Origin of the sequence: Bradyrhizobium ganzhouense (assembly GCF_049949285.1) — a bacterium.
Taxonomy (GTDB): Bacteria; Pseudomonadota; Alphaproteobacteria; order Rhizobiales; family Xanthobacteraceae; genus Bradyrhizobium; species Bradyrhizobium ganzhouense.
This window is the reverse complement of record NZ_CP181318.1, coordinates 6,630,470-6,650,861: the sequence shown is the minus strand read 5'-3', so window position 1 is coordinate 6,650,861 and position 20,392 is coordinate 6,630,470. Positions and strand designations below refer to the sequence as shown.

Annotated in this window: 18 protein-coding genes; 10 read left to right on the top strand and 8 right to left on the bottom strand. The window is 59.3% G+C overall.

Annotated elements, in window-relative coordinates:
• The first annotated feature begins 107 nt into the window (after window positions 1-107).
• The 4 genes from ACLFLU_RS30775 (at window position 108) to ACLFLU_RS30760 (ending at window position 5,157) form a co-directional block, all read left to right on the top strand.
• The gene (locus tag ACLFLU_RS30775) at window positions 108-1,853 is read left to right on the top strand and encodes a CocE/NonD family hydrolase (protein WP_426408487.1); all 1,746 of its coding nucleotides are present in this window, start codon (window positions 108-110) and stop codon (window positions 1,851-1,853) included.
• 28 nt (window positions 1,854-1,881) lie between these two features.
• A complete protein-coding gene (locus tag ACLFLU_RS30770) occupies window positions 1,882-2,667 on the top strand; it encodes an enoyl-CoA hydratase/isomerase family protein (protein ID WP_426408486.1) in 786 nt (261 codons plus the stop codon).
• A gap of 68 nt (window positions 2,668-2,735) precedes the next feature.
• Window positions 2,736-4,412, top strand: coding sequence for an AMP-binding protein (locus ACLFLU_RS30765; protein ID WP_426408485.1), 1,677 nt, complete (start codon window positions 2,736-2,738; stop codon window positions 4,410-4,412).
• A gap of 79 nt (window positions 4,413-4,491) precedes the next feature.
• Complete coding sequence (locus tag ACLFLU_RS30760) at window positions 4,492-5,157, top strand: TetR/AcrR family transcriptional regulator (RefSeq protein ID WP_426408484.1); 666 nt, start codon at window positions 4,492-4,494, stop codon at window positions 5,155-5,157.
• Window positions 5,158-5,398: 241 nt separating this feature from the next.
• Here the strand turns inward: ACLFLU_RS30760 and ACLFLU_RS30755 are convergent, their stop codons facing one another.
• Window positions 5,399-6,625 (bottom strand): PAS domain-containing sensor histidine kinase, encoded by a 1,227-nt coding sequence (locus ACLFLU_RS30755; protein WP_426414106.1) that lies wholly within the window; start codon window positions 6,623-6,625, stop codon window positions 5,399-5,401.
• 722 nt (window positions 6,626-7,347) lie between these two features.
• Window positions 7,348-7,782, bottom strand: a complete 435-nt coding sequence (locus ACLFLU_RS30750) for a DUF2721 domain-containing protein (RefSeq protein ID WP_426408483.1) — start codon at window positions 7,780-7,782, stop codon at window positions 7,348-7,350.
• A gap of 354 nt (window positions 7,783-8,136) precedes the next feature.
• Here ACLFLU_RS30750 and ACLFLU_RS30745 point away from each other — a divergent pair, with 354 nt between their 5' ends.
• The gene (locus ACLFLU_RS30745) at window positions 8,137-9,483 is read left to right on the top strand and encodes a TAXI family TRAP transporter solute-binding subunit (RefSeq protein ID WP_426408482.1); all 1,347 of its coding nucleotides are present in this window, start codon (window positions 8,137-8,139) and stop codon (window positions 9,481-9,483) included.
• A gap of 36 nt (window positions 9,484-9,519) precedes the next feature.
• Here ACLFLU_RS30745 and ACLFLU_RS30740 read toward each other — a convergent pair whose 3' ends face one another.
• The 3 genes from ACLFLU_RS30740 to ACLFLU_RS30730 form a co-directional block, all read right to left on the bottom strand.
• Complete coding sequence (locus ACLFLU_RS30740; RefSeq protein WP_426408481.1) at window positions 9,520-10,038, bottom strand: LssY C-terminal domain-containing protein; 519 nt, start codon at window positions 10,036-10,038, stop codon at window positions 9,520-9,522.
• Window positions 10,039-10,566: 528 nt separating this feature from the next.
• Window positions 10,567-11,076, bottom strand: a complete 510-nt coding sequence (locus ACLFLU_RS30735) for a helix-turn-helix domain-containing protein (RefSeq protein ID WP_426408480.1) — start codon at window positions 11,074-11,076, stop codon at window positions 10,567-10,569.
• A gap of 136 nt (window positions 11,077-11,212) precedes the next feature.
• Window positions 11,213-11,830: a response regulator transcription factor gene (locus tag ACLFLU_RS30730; RefSeq protein WP_426408479.1), complete on the bottom strand. Its 618-nt coding sequence runs from the start codon at window positions 11,828-11,830 to the stop codon at window positions 11,213-11,215.
• A gap of 1,532 nt (window positions 11,831-13,362) precedes the next feature.
• On the opposite strand from ACLFLU_RS30730, the gene ACLFLU_RS30725 reads away from it, so the two are divergent.
• From ACLFLU_RS30725 to ACLFLU_RS30715, 3 genes are all read left to right on the top strand, one after another.
• Window positions 13,363-13,638 (top strand): hypothetical protein, encoded by a 276-nt coding sequence (locus tag ACLFLU_RS30725; protein WP_426408478.1) that lies wholly within the window; start codon window positions 13,363-13,365, stop codon window positions 13,636-13,638.
• 295 nt (window positions 13,639-13,933) lie between these two features.
• Window positions 13,934-14,287, top strand: coding sequence for a response regulator transcription factor (locus tag ACLFLU_RS30720; protein ID WP_426408477.1), 354 nt, complete (start codon window positions 13,934-13,936; stop codon window positions 14,285-14,287).
• Window positions 14,288-14,477: 190 nt separating this feature from the next.
• On the top strand, window positions 14,478-16,262 hold the full coding sequence (locus ACLFLU_RS30715) for a sensor histidine kinase (RefSeq protein ID WP_426408476.1): 1,785 nt from the start codon (window positions 14,478-14,480) through the stop codon (window positions 16,260-16,262).
• Between the two features lie 317 nt (window positions 16,263-16,579).
• Here the strand turns inward: ACLFLU_RS30715 and ACLFLU_RS30710 are convergent, their stop codons facing one another.
• The 3 genes from ACLFLU_RS30710 to ACLFLU_RS30700 form a co-directional block, all read right to left on the bottom strand.
• Window positions 16,580-16,933, bottom strand: coding sequence for an HdeA/HdeB family chaperone (locus tag ACLFLU_RS30710; protein ID WP_426408475.1), 354 nt, complete (start codon window positions 16,931-16,933; stop codon window positions 16,580-16,582).
• 215 nt (window positions 16,934-17,148) lie between these two features.
• Window positions 17,149-17,868, bottom strand: a complete 720-nt coding sequence (locus ACLFLU_RS30705) for an outer membrane protein (protein ID WP_426408474.1) — start codon at window positions 17,866-17,868, stop codon at window positions 17,149-17,151.
• Entirely contained in the window at window positions 17,865-18,134 is a 270-nt protein-coding gene (locus tag ACLFLU_RS30700; protein ID WP_426408473.1) for a hypothetical protein, read from the bottom strand. Before ACLFLU_RS30700 ends, ACLFLU_RS30705 begins: the two co-directional genes overlap by 4 nt.
• A gap of 133 nt (window positions 18,135-18,267) precedes the next feature.
• Here ACLFLU_RS30700 and ACLFLU_RS30695 point away from each other — a divergent pair, with 133 nt between their 5' ends.
• On the top strand, window positions 18,268-18,918 hold the full coding sequence (locus ACLFLU_RS30695; RefSeq protein ID WP_426408472.1) for a hypothetical protein: 651 nt from the start codon (window positions 18,268-18,270) through the stop codon (window positions 18,916-18,918).
• Window positions 18,919-18,929: 11 nt separating this feature from the next.
• Entirely contained in the window at window positions 18,930-20,363 is a 1,434-nt protein-coding gene (locus ACLFLU_RS30690) for a DUF1254 domain-containing protein (protein ID WP_426408471.1), read from the top strand.
• Window positions 20,364-20,392 lie beyond the last annotated feature (29 nt).

Here is a 20,392-nt window from a genome sequence, read left to right as displayed (position 1 = left end):
GTAAAGTAGAGTGGCATAGTCCGTTCAGTCGGCGGCAATGCCCGATGCGGCTGCCCTGGATTGCTGAACGTCGACCAGAAGCGTCACGACAAGCAGGAGCTGAAACGATGATCGAGGAGCGTGACATCAGCGTTGCCATGCGGGATGGCACACGGCTGGCCGTGGACGTCTATCGCCCGGATGCGGCGGCCAAATACCCGGTGCTGTACGCATCAGCGCTGCACAACAAGGATATCCAGGGTCCCGATATTGCGGACATCCTGCCGCCACAACCGGCGCACGCGCCGTTGTGGTTCGGACCGATCGAGGCTGGCGACACCAGGCGCTTCATCGCCAACGACTATGTTCATGTCATCGCGCAGCCGAGGGGATCAGCAAAGTCCGAAGGCCATTACGGCCACGAAGATACCGATCATTACGACATGATCGAATGGATCACGCAGCAGCCATGGTCGAACGGCAAGGTCGGCATGGTCGGCATCTCCGGCTTTGCCGGCGAGCAATGGCGGGCAGCCGCGCAAGGCCATCCGGCGCTGAAGGCGATCTTTCCTTACGACGCATGCAGCGCCTATGGCGGCATGTTCGGGTTCCGTGACTTCAATCCCGGCGGCGTCCTGCACAGCTTTCCGTATCTACTCGACGTCTTTAGCACGGTTCATGAGTCGCGTGATCGGCCTACAGAGTTGCCTACCGCCGAGGAAGCGCTCTGGCGACAGGCGATGCAGAACCCGGATTTCAAGCAGTATATCAATCTCTACAACATCCTCACCCAGAAGGGGCAGCGCACATTCATCATGTATCTCATGATGACGCATCCCTGGGAGCCTGACGGCACCGTCGAGCGTGCGGAGGAGACCTTTAAGAAGATCAAGATCCCATACTACACCGGCTCGGGAGCCTACGCCTACACCTACAAGCTCCATTGGCTCGGCGCGCAGCACTACTTCCAGAATGTCGACGCGCCGAAGAAGCTGCTCTTTACCGGACCGGCGCATCTGGAGCGGCCGTTCCATCAATATCACGACGAGATCATCCGCTGGTACGACCATTGGCTAAAGGGAAAGGACACCGGCATCATGGACGAGCCGCCGGTGCGATACTGGCTGATGGGCGCCAATGAATGGCGCACCGGCGCGGATTGGCCGCTGCCACAAACGCAGTGGACGAAATTCTATCTCTCGCACTGGGACGGACTGACGACCGAGCCGCCGCGCCCCGCCGCCGAGGTCGGTGCCGCGGCGCGCGAGCCCGACGTCTTCACCCAGATGCCCGTGACGCGAACGACTAAAGTCGAACGGCTCCGCTACATGACCGAGCCGCTGCCACACGACGTCACGGTCGCTGGTCCGATCACGCTTACGCTCTACGCGGCCATCGACCAAGAGGACACAAATTGGATCGTAGTCCTCAAGGATGTAGGGCCCGACGTCTCGGTTCGCACGGCCCGAGAGGGGGAACGTGACGTCCCTGCGAATTTGCCGGAACGGGAATTGACGCGCGGTTGGCTGAAGGCCTCCTACCGCGCGCTCGATGAGAAACGCTCAAAGCCCTGGGAGCCGTTCCACAAGCTCACCCGCGATTCGGTCTCTCCCGTGAAGCCGGGCGAAGTGGTCGAGTACCAGATCCAGATCCTTGCGACCGCGAATCAATTTAAGGCCGGACATCGCATCTGTCTCGACATCACCTCCCTGGACGCTCCGACGGGGACCGGCGCGATGACCAATGTCGAGTACATTCCCTATCACGTCTGCAGCAGCAAGACCGTGACGCATCGCATCTATCGCGACGCGGAGCGGCCATCGCACTTGCTGCTGCCGATCATCCCCCAAGCCAGCAACCACGGCCCGACCTGACCGTCGGCACACAGGAGGAAGCGTGACCATGACGATCCGATTTGAACGGGACGGCGCCGTCGGCAGCATCGTGCTGGCCAATCCGCCATTCAACCGTCTCGACCTGCGCTTTGCGGAGTCCCTGCGGGCCGCGGTGCACCAGGCCAGCGTCAGTGATATCCGCGTGCTGGTGGTCCGTTCCGAAGGGCCGCATTTCAGCTTTGGTGGCGAGGTCCGCGAATGGCCGGGCAAGGACGTCAACTGGTTCAGGACATTCGTGGCAGACGTCAATATCGCCTACCGGGCCATCGAGATGCTGAAGATCCCGACGGTCGCGGTGGTGCAGGGTATCGCGTTCGGCGGCGGCTTCGAGCTGGCGCTGGCTTGCGACTTCTTAATTGCGGCCGACAACGCCACGCTGCGTTGCGTCGAGGTCACCACGGCTATGCTGCCGATCGCAGGCGCCCTGCAGCGGATAGCGGAGCGCGCTGGCCGGGCGCGGGCCTCACGGCTCTCCATGCTCGGCGAGCCGATTTCGGGACAGGAGGCTGGACAACTCGGCATCGCGACACATGTGGTGCCCGAGACCGAGCTTTCCGCTACCGCTGCCGCACTGGTCAAGCAGCTCGCGACGGGACCGACTCGATCCTATGCCGCGACGCGCACGCTCCTCAAGGCATGGTCGAGCGGTGGCGTGGCTGCCGCGGACCTCATGATGCTCGACATTGCGATGGAGCTCTACGACGGCGCCGATGCGCAGCGTGGCTTTGCCAATACGGCGGCGGCCTTCGACAAGGACATCGAGCCGCCAACTCTCGTATTCGAAGGAAAATGAACCAACACGGGCGATTGTCGAGAAGTGCCGCAATCGCCCAACGGCTCGCAAGGGAGCGGGAGGGAGTCATGCCGCGCGATAGCTATGTGCATGGATACCGCGGTCCGGCCCTGATCGGGAAGACCATCGGTGCGCTTCTGGACGATGTCAGCGTTTCCGAAGGCGAGCGCGAGGCGCTGGTCGTCGCGCACCAGAGGATCCGTTGGACCTATTCCGAGCTGAAATCACGTTCCGATGCGTTTGCGTCGGGCCTCCTGTCTCTCGGCCTTGCGCCGGGCGACCGGGTCGGCATCTGGTCGCCGAACTGTGCCGAATGGGTTATCGCGCAGTTCGCGACGGCCAAGGCCGGCCTGATTCTCGTCAATATCAATCCCGCCTATCGGCTGAGTGAGCTGGAGCATGTCTTGCGTGCCGTGGGATGCCGCGCGTTGATTACAGCGGCGCGTTTCAAGACGAGCGACTATATCGCCATGATTCGCGAATTGGTTCCGGAGATCGCTAACGGAAGCGGCGAGCTCAACAGTGCGCGCCTGCCGGAACTGCAATATGTCATCTCGATCGGAGGCAAGCACCATGGTTGCCTCTCCTTCGACTGGGTATCGGAACGCGGAAAGCAGGCCGGCTATGCGCGGCTGGAGGCCGTCGCTGCCACCGTGCAAATGGACGACGCCGTAAACATCCAGTTCACCAGCGGCACCACCGGCTTGCCTAAGGGCGCAACGCTTTCGCATCACAATCTGATCAACAATGCATTCTTCGTGGGAGAGGCGACGGGGGTCGAGCCGGGCTCCCGGGTCTGCATCCCGGTCCCGCTCTACCACTGCTTCGGTATGGTGATGGGCAATCTCGGCTGCGTGACTCATGCTGCGACGATGGTCTATCCGTCCGAAGCGTTCGAGCCGCTCAAGACGTTGGAGACGGTCGAGGCAGAACGCTGTGACGTGCTCTACGGCGTGCCAACGATGTTCATCGCCCAGCTGAACCATCCTGAGTTCAAGCGTTTCGACCTGAGCTCGCTTCGTCGCGGCATCATGGCGGGGGCCCCATGTCCGATCGAGGTGATGAAGGAAGTCGCCTCGGCCATGCACATGGGCGAAGTCACCATCGCCTACGGGATGACCGAAACCAGCCCGGTGAGCTTTCAGAGCGGGCGTGACGATCCGCTCGATCTGCGGGTCTCGACAGTCGGCCGGGTCCAGCCTCACCTCGAAGTGAAGATCGTCGATCGTGAGGGCCGGATCGTCCCGCGTGGCGCGGCCGGTGAGCTCTGCACCCGAGGATATTCGGTGATGCTCGGCTATTGGAACGATGAAGTCCGCACCAGGGAAGCGATCGATTCTGCCGGCTGGATGCATACGGGCGATCTCGCGACCATCGACGACGACGGATATTGTCGCATCGTTGGACGGATCAAGGACATGGTGATCCGAGGCGGCGAGAATATCTATCCCCGCGAGGTCGAGGAGTATCTGTACCAGCATCCTGATATCCAGGACGTCCAGGTGTTCGGTGTGCCGGACGCCAAATACGGGGAAGAGCTCTGTGCTTGGATCATCGCGAAAGCCGGCGCCTCGCTCGACGAGGTCAGCGTGCGCCGGTTCTGTCAGGACCGGATCTCGCATTACAAGATTCCGCGGTACATCCGGTTGGTCGAGAGCTTTCCGTCGACCGTAACCGGCAAAGTCCAGAAGTTCGCGATGCGCGAGGTCATGATCGAGGAATTTGCCGGCGCGAAGACCAGCTAAAGTCGACGGCGCTAGGGCTCTCCTCCTCGAGGGGCGCTATCTCTTGGCATCTCGCTGACAATCGTGTTAGCCAATACGAATGGCAAAGAAAGCCAAGCCAGTATCAACGGTAAGGGGGGCGAAGCAGCCACGCAAGCGGGCTGAGCAGCAGCGTTCGCTGGAGACGCGGACTGCGATCCTGAATGCGGCGATCACGGAGTTTGCCGAGCGAGGTTTTGAAGGAGCCAGCATTCGCGCGATCGCGGAACGGCTCGGTCTGCAACATCCTCTTATCACCTATCACTATCGCAGCAAGGACATCCTCTGGCGTGCGGCGGCCGAGCACGCCTTCGCGCAAATCAAGTCTGGATGGGATCTTTCGGCACCGGAAAATTCCGAGCTGCCGCCGCTGGTCCGCCTGCGGGAAGAGTACGCGACGCTTTACCGCTACACGGTAGCTTTTCCCGAGTTTCACCGTTTCATGCGGCAGGAATCGCTGACTGACAGTCCGCGTCTGAAATGGGTGGCGGATACCGTCCTGACACCGCTGCTGGCGAGACTGATCCCCCAGATCGTCGCGGCCCAGCAGCAAGGAGTGCTGCCCACCGTCGATCCCATTCTTTTTCACTACATGATGGTCAGTCTCACCGCTACGTTATCGGGCTTCGGCCCTGAGATGCATGTGACCAGCGGGCGATGCGCGCAAGACAGAGACACCATTGAAGAATACTGGCGCCTGGTGGATGAGACCATATTCGTAGAATAGGATATTTGAGCGGGCAAAACGGACAATCTGTTCTGCCCGTCGCCGGGGATCGCTCGCTGCATAACCACAGCCCGATTATTCGAGGCGGGGGTTCTATTCGCTCCTCCCGCTACCTCGGGTTACGATTTTATAGCGCTCACTGGGCATTATCGAACGCGCAATCGCCGGCGACGCATCGCCATTGGCAAGGTGCCACCTTATTGTCGCATCAGGCGAACCAAGTCCTGCCGCCGGAGGCGCGTCATGCGCGCGGATCGATCGACGTGTGGGCTTGGCGACCGTCCTGGCCAAGCTGAGCTGGCGCCACCCGCGGAAGGACGAGTTGAATTCTCGTTCCAGCGCCGGGTTCGCTATCGAGATGCAGCCTGCCGCCCAAGCAATTCGTAACGACGGTGTGGACGATGTGCAGGCCGAGGCCGGTGTGGCCTTGATCGCGGCGCGTCGTGAAGAACGGATCGAACGCCTTGCGCCTGACATCAAGGCTCATGCCGCAGCCATTATCAGAAAAGACAATTTCAACGCAGTCATTGTCCGACGCCGTTACCTCGACGTCGACGGTGCCACCCTTGCCCTCGGGAAATGCATGCGCAATTGCGTTGAGAAAAAGGTTGGTGAGCGCCTGTCCGTACGGTCCGGGATAGCTGTCCATCGTTAGATCGGGCTGGCACTCGATGTTCAGGATCAGATCATGCTTCCCAAGTCCCGACCGGAGGCTTACCGCGAGTTGTTCGGTCAGATGGCCAAGGTCGAAAACGCGTCGATTCGAGTAGCCCCGGTCGGTTGCTACCTGCTTGAACGACTCGATCAGTTCGGCCGCGTGCTTCAGATTGGCGACCAATTGCGATGACGCCTCGCGACTGATCTCGAGAAATTCCTTCAGATTTGATCGTCTGAGACTATCCCGCGCAAGTTCCGCCGCGATCAAGGCAATCTTGCGTTCCAAGGTAGAGGCGACAGTCAGGCTTGTGCCAACGGGATTGTTGATTTCATGCGCAACACCCGCCACCAGCCGTCCGAGTGCCGCGAGTTTTTCTGCTTCAATAAGGCTGTTTTGGGTCGCGCGCAGCGCGGCCTCGGCACGCTTGCGCTCGGTGATCTCCTCGGCCGCGACGTTGACGGCAACAATTTCACCACTCGGGCTGCGCAGCGGATGCCAATAGGTGATCCAAAACCGTTCGTCGGCCTGGTCGGCGCGCTGGCCCGCAACCTCGATACCTGTCACCGGCTCGCCAGTTTGCATGATTGAGCCGACAATGCCCTCGACTGCCTCGGCCAAAGCCGGTACGCAATCCCTAACCGAGCGTCCCAGATGATCCTCGACAGAGATGCCGCATATCTCGGTGAGGCGCTGGTTGATCTGCAGATAACGGCAGTCGGGTGAAAGGCAGGCGAGGCCGATAGGCGCCGTGTCGTAGATCAGTTGCAGAACGGGTTGCTGAGGAAACAGCACGACAGACGACGATTGCATCGCAGCCACACCGCCACTCGGATTCTTGGACAACGAATGCCTCCCGCCGGTTGTTGCCGGTCGCGTCGCAGGGCAGAAATTTGTCTTCGCGCGCGGCGCTCAAACCCGGCAAGTTCACAGGCGCATCCAGAAACGGCTTAGGCGCGGCGCATGTCCCTGGGGCGCTGATCCTGAAGCGCAAGACTATCAAAGTTGACGCGCTAGACTATGCGAAATCGGCTGCGTGCGTCGGTTGCGCTGGCGGATTGGCCTAGCGTTCCACCAGGACCGGAAGCGAGGGCCCTGGTGTCGGATTCTGCATAGACGAAAGCGGCCCACCTTAAGTACAAATTGAATCGGACGAGCGTTTGCAGGCCCGTTTGAGAACCCTGCTAGCCGCCGTGATAATCGGGAGGGACGAATGCCCATCTCATTTTCAATGATTATTCTGAGCTCCCAATTGGTCGTCGCCGTGGCCGACAATGTGCCGAGGTTCGATGTCGCGCGGAGTTGCAAGCTCGATGTTGCCGCTACGGCTGGGCTTACTGTCGATCAACCAATAAAGCGTTGCATAAGCGATGAACAGAAAGCGCGGCAGCAGCTCGCAAGCCAGTGGTCCAAATTCCCGGCGTCAAATAGGGCAAGCTGCACCACGAATGAAAGCGTTGGAGGTACGCCGAGTTATGTCGGCTTGCTCACATGCCTCCAGATGAGCCAATGGGCTCGGTAACCGATCGGGTGCGCTAGCCGTAATGATCGTACTCGCTTAGCGCAATGCGGACCTCTCGGGCAAAATCAACCAGCGATACCGTGAAAGCGCCGAGCGAGACAATGAACAGGATAGCAACCCCGCGCTCGTGTTGAACCTCAAAGAACGCGGTCACAAACGCGACGATGATGAGAATACTTATTGAGATACTGCCGACGACCGCCCAGAAGATGGCCCTGTTCATCATGACGGCGCGTTGAACAAGACGTGGCAGGTCGGCTTTGAGCCGGCTTCTGACCGTGTCTTCGTCGGGGATCCCGTTCAGGAAGATTGATCTATCGATGATCCTGTTTAACCGCGATATCAGCACCGCGATGAAAGCCGCCAATGCACCGAGAAGAAACGCCGGCGCCGCCGCCTGCGAAATCACATGCGAGAGCTGACTGACATTGGGGGTATCTGGCAACATCGAGCTGAGCCTATGCGTCAAACCATCTCGTGGGTGGGCGTGCGCCGCTGTCCCGCATCTGGATGTAGGCGGTGCCGCCATGCCGCGCCACGTGCGAAGTCCAGTTTGCCAAGGTAAGTCGACCCTGCGCGAATGACTATGCAAAATCAGACAATGCGAGTGCGTCTGCTGAACTTCGAGAAACAAGTTCGCAAAACTCCCAGAATGAGCGCAAATATTTCCCGCCTCGTCGCCGGATTTTGCATAGCCAGGCCATCCTGCGCGTTCGTAATAGACATGGTTCGCTGGCCTGGTTCACCTTCGCGGTGAACCGTGTAGGGCCCGGAAAAAGTGATTGACCATGCCAGGAACGTCATGACGAGCCTTCCAGTCCATCTATGGCCGCGATGGCTCAGGATCATGATCGTCGGGGTCGTAGCCGCCGCCGTCATAGGCTCCGGCTGGTTCGCATATCGCTATTTCGCAAAGCCGGTTTTCCTCACCGTCGCCGCTGGGTCGGCCGACGGTGAAGCGCTCGTGGTCACTTCAGCGATCGCTGCGCGCCTGACGACATCGGGCGTGCACGTTCGCTTGAAGGTCGTCGATGCAGGGACGTCCGCGAATGCTGCTGAAATGCTGGCTGGAGGCAAAGCCGACCTCGCCGTGGTTCGCGGTGATACCGGAGGACTGTCGGATGCGCGGAGCGTTCTTCTTCTGACCCACGGTGTGGTCTTGATCATGGCGCCTTCGTCTGCGAACGCCGATCGTCTCGCTGATCTGCGAAACACCACGATTGGCGTCGTTGGAGGGGCCATCAACCGGCCCGCGGTCGAAGCTTTGAAGCAAGTCTATCCGTTCGATCGCGCCAATGTCCGCTTCCAGGATGTAGCCATAGGGGAGGGAGCCTCGGCACTGTTCTCGGGACAGGTTCACGCGCTCCTTGTCGTTGTTCCTCTCACCGAGAAATATCTCGCAAAAGTCCGGCAGTTTTTCCAGCAAAGTGGCGCCAAGGGATCGGCTCCAAAACTGATCGAGATCGACTCGGCCGGCGCTGTGGCAAACGTTGCGCAGTATTACGAAAGCTACGACATTCCAAAGGGCACGTTGCGCGGTGCGCCGCCCGTTCCTTCGGACGATCTGACGTCGCTACGCGTTGCATGCTACCTTGTCGCCAACAAATCGGTGAGCGCCGACACTATCACCGACCTGACTCAGGAGCTGGTCGACGTTCGCAGGGATTTGTTGTCGCAATATCCGATACTGGCGCAAGCCGCCGAGCCGAGCACCGATACCGACGCGCTGATTCCGATCCATCCGGGAGCGGCTACCTACTACAATGGAAATCAGCAGAGCTTTCTCGATAAATACGATGACAAGCTCTACTACACGTCATTGCTGATCGGATCGCTGATCTCAGTCGTTGTCGCGGCGTGGCGCTTTGCCGGCTCGGGCATTGCATCGCCAAGTATGCTCGAACCGCTCTACGAGCTAGGCCATGAGATCAAGGGCGCGCAGAGTGAGGCCGAGCTGGACGAAATCGAAAAGAAGATTGATGACATTCTGAAAGCGGAGCTTGCCAGGAACGCGAGTAGTGATGGTGCCGACAGCACTGACATGGCCGCGCTTGGTCTTGCGGCTCAAAGGCTGCAATATCTGATGAGCCACCGCCGCACGCTGCTTCGAACGACGCCGGCGACCAAGCGAGTTGCGGAGGTCAATTAGGGCGCACCGGAGCGGTCAATGTGGCGCCGGAGACGCCTAAGAAAACACGGCATCCTTTATCTGAATCAATGCCGGCGGCGGGAGCGCCGTGGCACCCCTGTCCGCCTTGTCGCCTCGACGAACGAGCCTGGCCACCCATATCTCTCCATCCGTATGATAGGGGTCTCCCTCGCCATTCCGTCCATTGAGCGTGGGACCGATCCCTCTCATTTGATAAATGCCCCTGACCATCTGCGCTTGGGTCAGTCCGTTAACCAATTGGTCGCGCTCTGCATCAATGTTTGGTGCGATCTTGTGCGTCACCTGACCGGTGTCGCGGCTCAGTGCCACTCCCTTGTCGAAAGTAGCAGATCCAAGCCAGACGGGACGTGCATCGGCCCCGTTGGCAAGCACGAACCATAGCCGAACGTGTTGTCGACGGTCAGCGCTCACTCCGTCCGGTTTTTCAAACGCCAGGTCCTCGCGCCGCCCCTCGAAGAAGAGCGGACTGACAGGCGCGTCCTTGTAAGGCCGATCAAATAATACGCTGCGCACGATTTCTGCGCTCGTCCGCAACGTAATCGGGTCTGCGGGATACCAACCGGCGGCATGAAATGCAGAAACGACGTCTTAACGGCTTCCAACGAGGCCGACGTTGATGGGACCGCCTGGAATTCCCTGCGCCGTCGCAGTCAGCATCGGCCTATGTGAGAGTCCGGGCTCGTGTTCGATCCGTGACCGTGTCGCAGGCAGAATCAGGTAGCTGATCGCGACGTAACAAGCGATCGCTGCCGCTGGAAATAGTAGATAGCGGCGTCCGAGTCCTCCTGGACCGACATTCATGGTATAGCCTTCGAAACTTGATCGTGGAAAATGCACGCCTTATCTGCGAGCCTGCATTGCGGCCGGGTGACCCGACCCATCTTCGGGCAAATCGCTTACTTCGTCACGATCCGCCGCGTCGATGCTAGTGGGCGCCATCGACGAGACCGCGAACGTTGTCCAGGCATTCCAGCCGGATGGCCGATTCTGCGCTTCGAACTCGCGACGCGCTTTCGGGTTGAGGATAAGCGCAACGATCGGACGTCTCGTCTCGGGCCAATGCTATGCAAATTCGGTCCGGTTCTGAATTTCGTCCTCATCTGTCTCAGCAAGATCGCGCTGGAATTGTATTATTCCGGATTTCGCTGAAGGCTCCCTGCCGTCGGCATGGGCCTGACCTGTGGCGCTCCGCTGCAGGGTTTTCGAAGGACTTTCGCCATACACCCTACGGTATTCGACCGAGAAGCGGCCCAATTCCACAAAGCCGAAAAGGGTGGCGATCTCGGTTACCGTTGCAAGACGACCGCCGGCGGACAGAAGCGCGCGCCTGGCCTGCGCCAGCCGCTGCATACGAAGATGGCGGCAGGGGGGCGCGCCGTGAATAGTATGAAATGCCTTGCGCAGCGTGCGCTCGCTGACGGCGAGAGCGTCGCAGAGAGCTGAAATGTGCAGCGGTGAGTCGGGCTCTGCGAGAGCGATCTCTTCGGCCCGGTCGACGAGACTGCGCCAGGTTCTGCTGCTTGATTGGCAGGAAACGTCTGAAAAGTTTTCTGACCAAAAACGGATAGTCATTAGTGCCCCCGACTTTACGATCGCGGTAAAAGCGCTTGACCTGTGAGCAACACAGCATCAAGCCGCGGGGGTGCGCTACTGTACTTGGGGGCAAACGGTGCCTAGTCGAGCGGCCTAGGCACTCACCCGACGATGGTCATGAAGCGTCCTTGACGTCAGGCGAGGGCTCAGACGTCAGCATCCCGGTGCGCTCCGCCACAGAGACTGCCTCTGCAAACGAGCCGACCTGAAGCTTTTGCATGATCATCTGCCGATGATATTTGATGGTTCGCTCTGAGGTACCCAGCGAATGGGCAATCTGCTTGTTCATCTTGCCGCGGACCATCAGCGCGAACACCTCGCTCTCGCGAGGAGTTAGTTGGGAGATCAGCGCCTTTAACGCATCGAGCCGGCTCTGACTCTGTTGGACCTCCCTGAAGCGTGACAGTGCGCGCTCAATCGCTTCCAGCAGCGTCTGCTTGAGGATCGGCTTGGAGAGAAAGTCCTCTGCGCCGGCCTTGATGGCGCGAACGCTCGTGGGAATGTCGCCGTGACCGGTCATAAAGATGATCGGCCAGTGATGCGACAGTTTTGCCAGCTCCTGCTGAAGCTCCAGGCCGCCGAGTGCGGGCATCTGCACGTCGAGGAGAAGGCAGCCCGGCTCGGCGTCGGCGGCTTCTAAAAAGCTCGCTGCCGAATCGTAGCCGGCAACGGCATAGCCTGAAGCTTTCAACACTCGGGAAATCGCGCTGCGAAACGATGCGTCATCGTCCACGATATGAACTATGGGTGCGCCCGCTACCAATCTCTCGCCCTCGTCGTGGCTCGTCGGCAAAATCCCGAAAGATCTCTGGAAACGATTGCTGTGGGCAGACCAAGGCTCAACTAAGCACCGCAGCAAGGAATAACCGGAAACGCGAGAATAATTGGGTGGCCCCCGGGCAGTCAACGCGGAGCGTACATGTATGGAATGTACAAGTCTGTGCCTGACTGCTGGAATATGCAGTTTGTGCCAAGCGGGCGAGGCGGGCTACAGGTCCGCCGTGTAGGAGCTGACCATTCCAGAATTGACGCCACCGCGCCGATGACGCCAGGTTCGCGGCACATGCCGTGGCATTTCCGGACATCTCAGTCGCAGTGAGTCGCGGCTCATCTCTTTGCTAGCGACGAACTCCGCAGGTGTCATTGGAGAGCGCTGGGCCGCGGATTGCCGGCGTTATCCCGTCCTCATCGCGCTCCTGCGCGTGTTGGGCGACGCACGGTTTGTTGCCATCCCGCACGATTGAAGGCCGACGCGCCAGGGCGGCTATCAATTGCAGCAGGCAACCCGCCAACTCCTCTTGGGAGTTCATACTAGTGCTCCTACTTCTGCCCGGACACGGCGATAGCGCACCGTAGAGAATAACATCGATGGTTCGATCACATGGACAAGCGCCGTCGTCTCTACCGCTTCGCGAGGGAAGCTCGTGAGCCTAACACGCGGTCGTGTCTCGCTCGATAGATAACTCCAACCGTACGCCCGTCAGTATCGACGCACTCCAACGGCTCCTCTGCGGTATCCATATCGGCCAACTCCAGCCGCCGCGCATCCCCGTGGTCCGCAACGAGCTGCAGCGCAACCTCTTGGCCCACATCCCGCAGCGCCTGCCCGATAGTACGCTTCACTCCGACCGCCACCAAAGGTGACGAGACCGAGAATTACGGTGAGACTTAAAGCCATGGCACGAATAATCGGTGACATTCTCGTCTCCGGCGCTATCGCCCTACATTGTACTGATCAGGCTTGACGTGATTATCAGAGGCCTCGTTGCGTCGACTATGCAAAAGCGGACGGTGAGCAAGAAAGTCTCGGCGTGCCACAGAACTCACATTGCCAGCGCAAAGCAGCTCATTGCGCCAGGCTGGCGCGGGATGGCCACTATGGCTGATCTGTCGGGTCTCTCTGAAACGTGCACCGAGCAAAAGACACCCCGGATGATGTCGGGGCTTAAGTTTGCTAGAAATACTGCCCACAGCGCAGCAACGTAAAGGCACAGGATGATAACCACGACGGAGCCTCTTCGTTCGGAAGCGAAATCTCCAATTGTTGGCAGGTGGTCATCACGCGCTATGCAAAATCGGTACAGCAGAGATCCATTCGATTGGATCTTTGCGCTTTAATTTCACCGTTCGCCGGATTCTGCATAGTCGGCACAGCATGGCCTTTCCATGGTCACCAAGTGTGACTTCCTTCGATGAGACGGGGACGCCGGATTCGCGACAAGTGAGGCCTCTATGATGTCTACAAGAATGGTTCGGATTGCAGGAGTGCTCGCTGTTGCGGTTGCGTTCGGCCCGATAACGGCCATCGCTCAGAGTTCTACGGCGCCGTCATCGATGAAAACGATTGGAACGCCGAGTGCAGCGGCCAAGCCTGACATCGTGCCATCGCTGTTCGTCCTGAATTCCCGCGGGGCAACCTTGCAGGGCGACGTGTTCGTTTTGACTGGCATTGCGCCCAATGCGATTATCTTTGCCGATCGTCCGGTCAGATCTGTGGGGCACCAACCCACTGCGGACGTCATCGCGGAATGGGGATCATGAGGTAATCGTGTACTGCAAGCCGAACCCGGGCCAACCGGTCATCGAGGCGATTGCCGTGGTGTTCAAGGACATGCGGGCGAAGCAGGGGATTGAAATGAAGCCCTAAAACCTAACGGCTTATGCTCACAACGGTCTGGGCGAACCTGTCCTTCGGTCGGATTTTGCATAGCACCAAAAGTGGCGCCGGTGCAGAACAACCGTTTGCACGCCGCGCGCTGATCTTGATCGCGACGAGCGACTTGGCAATTGCCCTTTTTTGCTACAGGATCTGGAAACGGCCAATGATGGCTTCGGTATGCGCACCATAGCTGTCGTCGATGATAATCCCGGCCTGCTGCAGGGTCTAAGCCGCCTTTTGTTGGCCCATGGCTTCCGGGTCCGGACGTTTGCATCGGCGGAGTCGTTTTTGGAATCCTTTGCCGAGTGCGAAGCTGACTGTCTTCTCCTGGATATTCACCTTGGCGGAATTTCAGGCATCGACCTGCAACGGCGATTGACCTCATCGGGGAGCGAGTTACCGGTGATTGTGATGACGGCCATCGACAATGAGGTCACCCGGCAGGAGGCGTTTGACGCCGGTTGCGTCGCCTATTTGAGGAAGCCGTTTCTGGCAAAACTTCTCATCGATGCCATCAGCAGGATTCCCTGAGGAACGGGCGGCCAATTTTCACGATCGCTGAAGATTATAGCCGAAGTTGATGTCATAATTGCTCTCCCGCAAGCCGGGTAAGTCGGGTAGTGTGCGACCCAGGTCTTGAAAGTTCGACATCCTGCGTAAACGGCCGCTTTGTCGCATGATACCTCGGGTACTTCTCGGTTCGATCGTTCTGCTCCTGGCGATGACCGGTGCGGCGTTCTCTCAGCCGAAGCGGGTGCTGATCGTTCATTCCGTCGGTCGCGATTTTTCGCCGTGGGATGACTACGCACGAAAGATCCGCGAGGAATTAAGGCTTCAGTCGAAGGATCCCATCGATATCTTCGAGGTGTCGCTGTCGACGGCCCGCTTCCCCGACGGGAATGAAGACACCTTTGTCAGCTATTTGAATGCGGTGTTTTCCGAGCGCAAACTCGACCTGATCATGACGATCGGCGGTCCCGCGGCACGATTCTTTCAGCAGAACCGAGCGCGGATTTTTCCTTCGGTCCCAACCTTGTACGCGGCCTTCGCGCAGCAGATGTCTTCGAACGCCCCGGCGACCGATGCGATGGTTTCGGTATCTGTCGATGTATCAAGCACTCCCGACCAGATACTGAAGCTGGTTCCGGAGACGACCAAGATCTTCGTCGTGATGGGAAGTTCTCCGATCGAGAAGCTATGGCTGGAGGAGATGCGCAAGGCGTTCCAACCGCTGACAAGCCGGCTCGAGATCACTTATTCCAATGAACTGTCGCTGGAACAGATCCTCAAGCAGGTGGCTGTCCTGCCACCCCGGACTTTCATCGTCTACGGGCAGATGTTGGTGGACGCCGCCGGCGTCGTGCACGAAGGCAATCGAGCCATAGACCGGATTCACGCGGTCGCCAATGCGCCAATCTTTTCAGAACAGGACGCGTTCTTCGGCCGAGGGATCATCGGCGGCCGGATGACCGACATCGCCGACGTCAGTCGACAGACCGCCGCAGTTGCGGTGCGGATCCTGGGCGGGGAGTCACCGGGTAGCATTAAAACGCCTCCGATCCCCGCTGCATCGCCGAGATACGACTGGAGAGAGCTGAAGCGCTGGAACATCAGCGAGAGCCAGCTGCCGCCAGGCAGTCAGATCATGTTTCGCGTGCCGAGCGTGTGGGAGCAGTATCGGCTGGAAGTGTCGGCCGCTGCAGCTGCTATCCTGCTGCAGGCCGGGATCATTGGATTGCTGCTGGTCGAGCGGCGCCGGCGCCATGTCGCTCAAGCCGAGGCTAGCAGCCGTCGTCAGGAAGTGGTCCGCTTGAACCGCGTTACAACCGCCAGCGTTCTGTCGTCATCGATAGCGCATGAACTCAACCAGCCGCTCGGAGCGATTTTGAGCAATACTGAAGCTGCGCAGATGCTGCTGAAGGCGAATCCACCTGACGTTGCTCAGCTCGGCGAGATCCTTTCCGACATTGTCCGCGACGAACAACGCGCCAGCGACATCATCAGCGGGTTGCGAAATCTGCTGAACAATAGGACGGACTCCGATCTACGAACGTTCGATTTGAACGATACAGTGCGGGACGTCGTCAAAATTGTGTCTCCAGAAATTACAAGGCGGGGGGTGAGCTTGCGTACCATTCTCGCGCCCGAGCCGTTACGGGTGCGGTGTGATCCGATCCATCTGCAGCAAGTCCTCATGAACCTCGTGATGAATGGCGCGGATGCGATGGACGAGGTGGTCCCGCGCAATCTTTCGATCCGGACGACGCTGGCTGACGCGGATGGCGTCGAAGTCCAGATAGTGGACTCGGGCCCGGGTATCCCCAACGACAAGCTGGCCAGCATCTTCAATGCATTCGTCACAACGAAACCGCAAGGGACCGGGCTGGGACTCCCTATCGCGCGCACGATAGTTGAAAGCTACGGTGGCGAACTCTGGGCAGAGAACCGCGCCCGGGGCGCGGTGTTCTCATTCAGGTTACCTTTGAATCGCCCCGCGACAATGTAGGCTCTGCTCCTCAAGTATCCCGGGACCAATGGTCAGGTCCAGCGCATCAACCGCGCGATCAAGGAAGCGACCGTCCAACGCTACCATTGCGATCGACACGATCAGCTCGAGGCACGCCATACGAATACAACTGCCAATGCAGGACTTCCCAGCCAGAACGATTCAAACCTCATCCGCTCCGGTAGACGTCGGGACCAGGTCCGCCACCAAGTATGGCACGCCGTCGAGCAGGATGCGATCGTCAAAGTTGGACGACTGGATGATCACCGTCGCCAAATTCGGATCAGTGATGCCGCCACCGACGCCGTCCAGACCATCTACTTCATCTGGATGCCCATGAGCTCCCGCTCCGCTTTGAACACGACGGCGATGGCATCGATGATGCGCCTGTCGGGATTGGCCTTGCAGTAGACGATGACTTCGTGCTCCGCGACCTTGCCCTTGCGCAAGTCGAGGAAATGCTTCTTGGCAAGGCCGTTGTACCACCCGCTGTACCAAGCCGTCAGCGCATCGGCATCTTCCTGGTAAGTCCCTGCGAGTTGCGCGCAGGTCAGCTTCTGGACGTCGATGAATCCGTTCGCATCGACATAGGACGACAGCGGCACCTGGGCCTTGGCTGAAGCCATGCTGGCGACAAGCAGGGCGGCGGAAAGCAGCAGTTTTGAACGCATTGGGGAATCCCTTGGCATGAAAATCGAATGTGGAGAGATTTCAGACGATCCGGCTTTCAGAATCCGGTCGCCTTCGCGGGCAACCGGCATCCGAGCTGAGACCATCGGCTCGGATGCGCTATCAGGATTAGTGCAACGTAACTGGATGGCACGAAGCAGGGCATCGGACGCATGCGGGCGCGATAGAAACCGCTGCTCCCGCGGCCAAACTCTGTTCAGAACCGATAGTTGATGCCGCCACGCAGTATATTCAATCGATCCGAGCTGACTCCGGTGCCGGCGACTTTCGTGTAGAGATACTCGGCCTTCACGGACCAGTTCGGCGTGAAGCCATATTCCAGGCCCAGACCTGCGCTGATGCCCGGCCGCCAGGACGAGCCCGAACAATCCGGCAGAACGCCGAGCGTACCGCAGGGTACGCCCGCGACGGTCGACGCGCTAGCGGTTGACTTGACGAAGGCTGCGCCACCGGTGGCGTAGAGCAACACGTTGTTCATGGCGACACCGATGCGCGCCCTCACCGTCGACAGCGCGCTGATGCTCGACGAGGTGTTCAACGTAAGGCCCTGGCCGAGGCCGAGAATGCTGGGTGTTACGACGGACGAGCCCTTGATGTTGGCCCAGTCCAAATCACCTTCCAGGCCGAGCACGACATATCCCTGCTGAATCTGCCCGCCAAACGTACCGCCGATCATCCCGCCATTGATGTCGAAACCGGCACGATCGAATCTGTTGGAGAACAGCACCAGCGGGTCTTGGTTGCCCCATCCATAGCCACCGTTGGCGCCGACGTAGAATCCCGTCCAGTTATAGACGGCGGCAACCGGAGCCGGCGCCTTGTAGGCGGGCGCCGCCGGCAAGTCCGCCGCAGCTGCGTAGCCGCCCATCATCCCCGAAGCTGCGATCGCAACTGCAAACCTTCCAATCTTGTTCATTGCCGCACCTCATTGATTGAAGAAATTGATGCGGCATCAAATCGCATCGAAGGCGCGCAACCTGCTATGCAGAATCTGACGCCTGCTTTCAATTTCTCTGACTGTGGCTTGGTTGCTGCAGCCGAAGCATCGGCACCATCCATGTTGACCGCAAGTTCAGCTTTGCGAACGGCCTGAGCGTCGGGCGAGCGAGTTAGCGAATATGCGCATCGGTCGGCTAGATCGTGCTGGTGATCGGCGAACGCGAACACGACGGTATGCGTCATTGCCTGATCCGCCGAAATTTCGGGCGCTGCTCGTTTTTGCATAGTCAGTGATGCATTGCGGCTTCATGGTTGCCAACGTGCGTGACTGTCCCTGCGAGAGGGCGTCACCGAGTTGCGAACATGAGAGGCAGACATGAAGCGTGCAAAGTTGGTTCAGATTGCGGGGCTGCTGGCTGTAATTTCGGTGCTCGGCGAGGCGGGAACAGCCATCGCACAGACTGCTCCGGCGCCGTCATCCATGAAGACGATCGGGACACCTTCCACTGCGGCCAAGCCCGAGGTCGTACCCTCGTTGATCGTTCTCAATTCTCGCGGGGCGACGCTTCAGGGGGATGTGCTGACGCTGACCGGCGTCACGTCCAATTCCATCATATTCGCTGACCGACCGGTCCGCGCCGCCGGCCACGAGCTTACCGCCAACCTCATCGCGGATTGGGGCGCGAGCACACCCGGCAACGACAGCTTCGTCAAGGATCCGCCGAACGCTACCGTGTCCGTCTTGAACAAGGACGGCTCGGTAAAGGATGCCGTGGTCGTGCTGAAGAATCCGAAGCTCGATGGCGATAAGCTGACCTTCAATGTTCAAACGCTTGAAGGCGACCTCAACGGTGGCGACGGGCCGGCCTCGATCTTCATCGACATTTTCGGAGTCTGGCGCCGCGCCGCCTTCCGCGGCGCGATGTACGCAGGCGCCGCCGCGGCGGTCGGAGCGGCCGCGTACGCGGCCCCCTACGCCTACGGCCGTCCGGCCTGCGGCTATTACCCCTATCCCCCCTGTTACTGAGGAGACTTGTCATGAACATCACCCGTCGCAATCTAACGATTGGCGGTATGAGCCTGCTTGCGGGCGCCTCGATGAGCACCTTGAGCCGTGCCGAACTGGGTGAATTTCTCGGTATCGGCGAAGGACTTGAAGATTTCTGGCTCGCCACCGACGCGTATGTCTTTGGCTATCCGTTGGTGACCATGGAGATGACGCGCAGGGTCATTACCAATGTCGCAAGCGTTCAAGGCACCCGCGGGCCGATGGGCCACATCATCAAGATGCGGGAATATCCGAACGCATCCTATCGGGATGTGACGGCGCCGAACGCCGACACGCTTTACACGACTGTGTTTTTCGACGTCGGCAAGGAGCCCTGGGTGCTCAGTATCCCCGATATGAAAGACCGTTACGCACTCTTTCCGATGCTGGACGGTTGGACCTCTGTGTTTCAGGTCCCGGGCAAACGTACCACCGGGACCGGCGCGCAGACCTATGCGATCACTGGACCGGGATGGAAGGGCGAATTGCCGGCCGGAGTTAAGGAGTACAACTCTCCGACCAACATCGTATGGCTGCTTGGTCGCATCTACTGCACCGGAACCCCAGAGGATTATGCCGAGGTTCACAAGTTGCAGGACGAATTCAAACTGGTGCCGCTGAGCTCGTACGGAAAATCCTACACACCGCCGGCCGGCACGGTCGATCCGTCGATCGATATGAAAACGGCAGTACGCGAGCAGGTAAACCGCATGGATGCGGTGGCCTATTTCACCCTGCTTTGCAAACTCATGAAAGACAATCCGCCGATGGCCGCGGACGCGCCTCAGCTCGCCAAGTTCGCCAGGATAGGCATCGTCCCGGGTCAGGACTTCGATCCGAGCAAGCTCAAAGCGGATTTCCTCAAGCGCGTGCCCGAGGTCGCCATCGACCGGATCATGATCCAGTTCAAGGTCAATAAAGACGTCAACGACGAGAATGGCTGGAGCTTCACGACCAAGACAGGCATCTACGGCACCGACTATCTCATGCGGGCGCTCGTCACCGCCATCGGACTCGGCGCCAACCGGCCTCAGGACGCCGTCTATCCGACCTCTCAGAAGGACGCAGAAGGGCGAAAGTACAACGGCGCGAACAACTATGTGATGCGGTTCGCGAAGGGACATTTGCCGCCGGCGCTCGGCTTCTGGTCGCTGACCATGTACGACAGCGGCTATTTCTTCGTGAACAATCCGCTCAATCGCTATTCGATCAGTGCCCGGCAGGATTTGAAATCCAATCCGGATGGATCGACTGATCTGTACATCCAGAAGGACTCGCCGGGCAAAGAGAAGGAGTCCAACTGGCTTCCGGCGCCGGCTGGAGATTTCGTTTTGATGCTGCGCCTTTATTGGCCGAGTGAGAGAGACCCGTCGATCATCAACGGATCGTGGAAGATGCCGCCGGTAACGAAAGTCACCGCCTAAACCACCAAACTGGCAAATGAGGAGAGAGC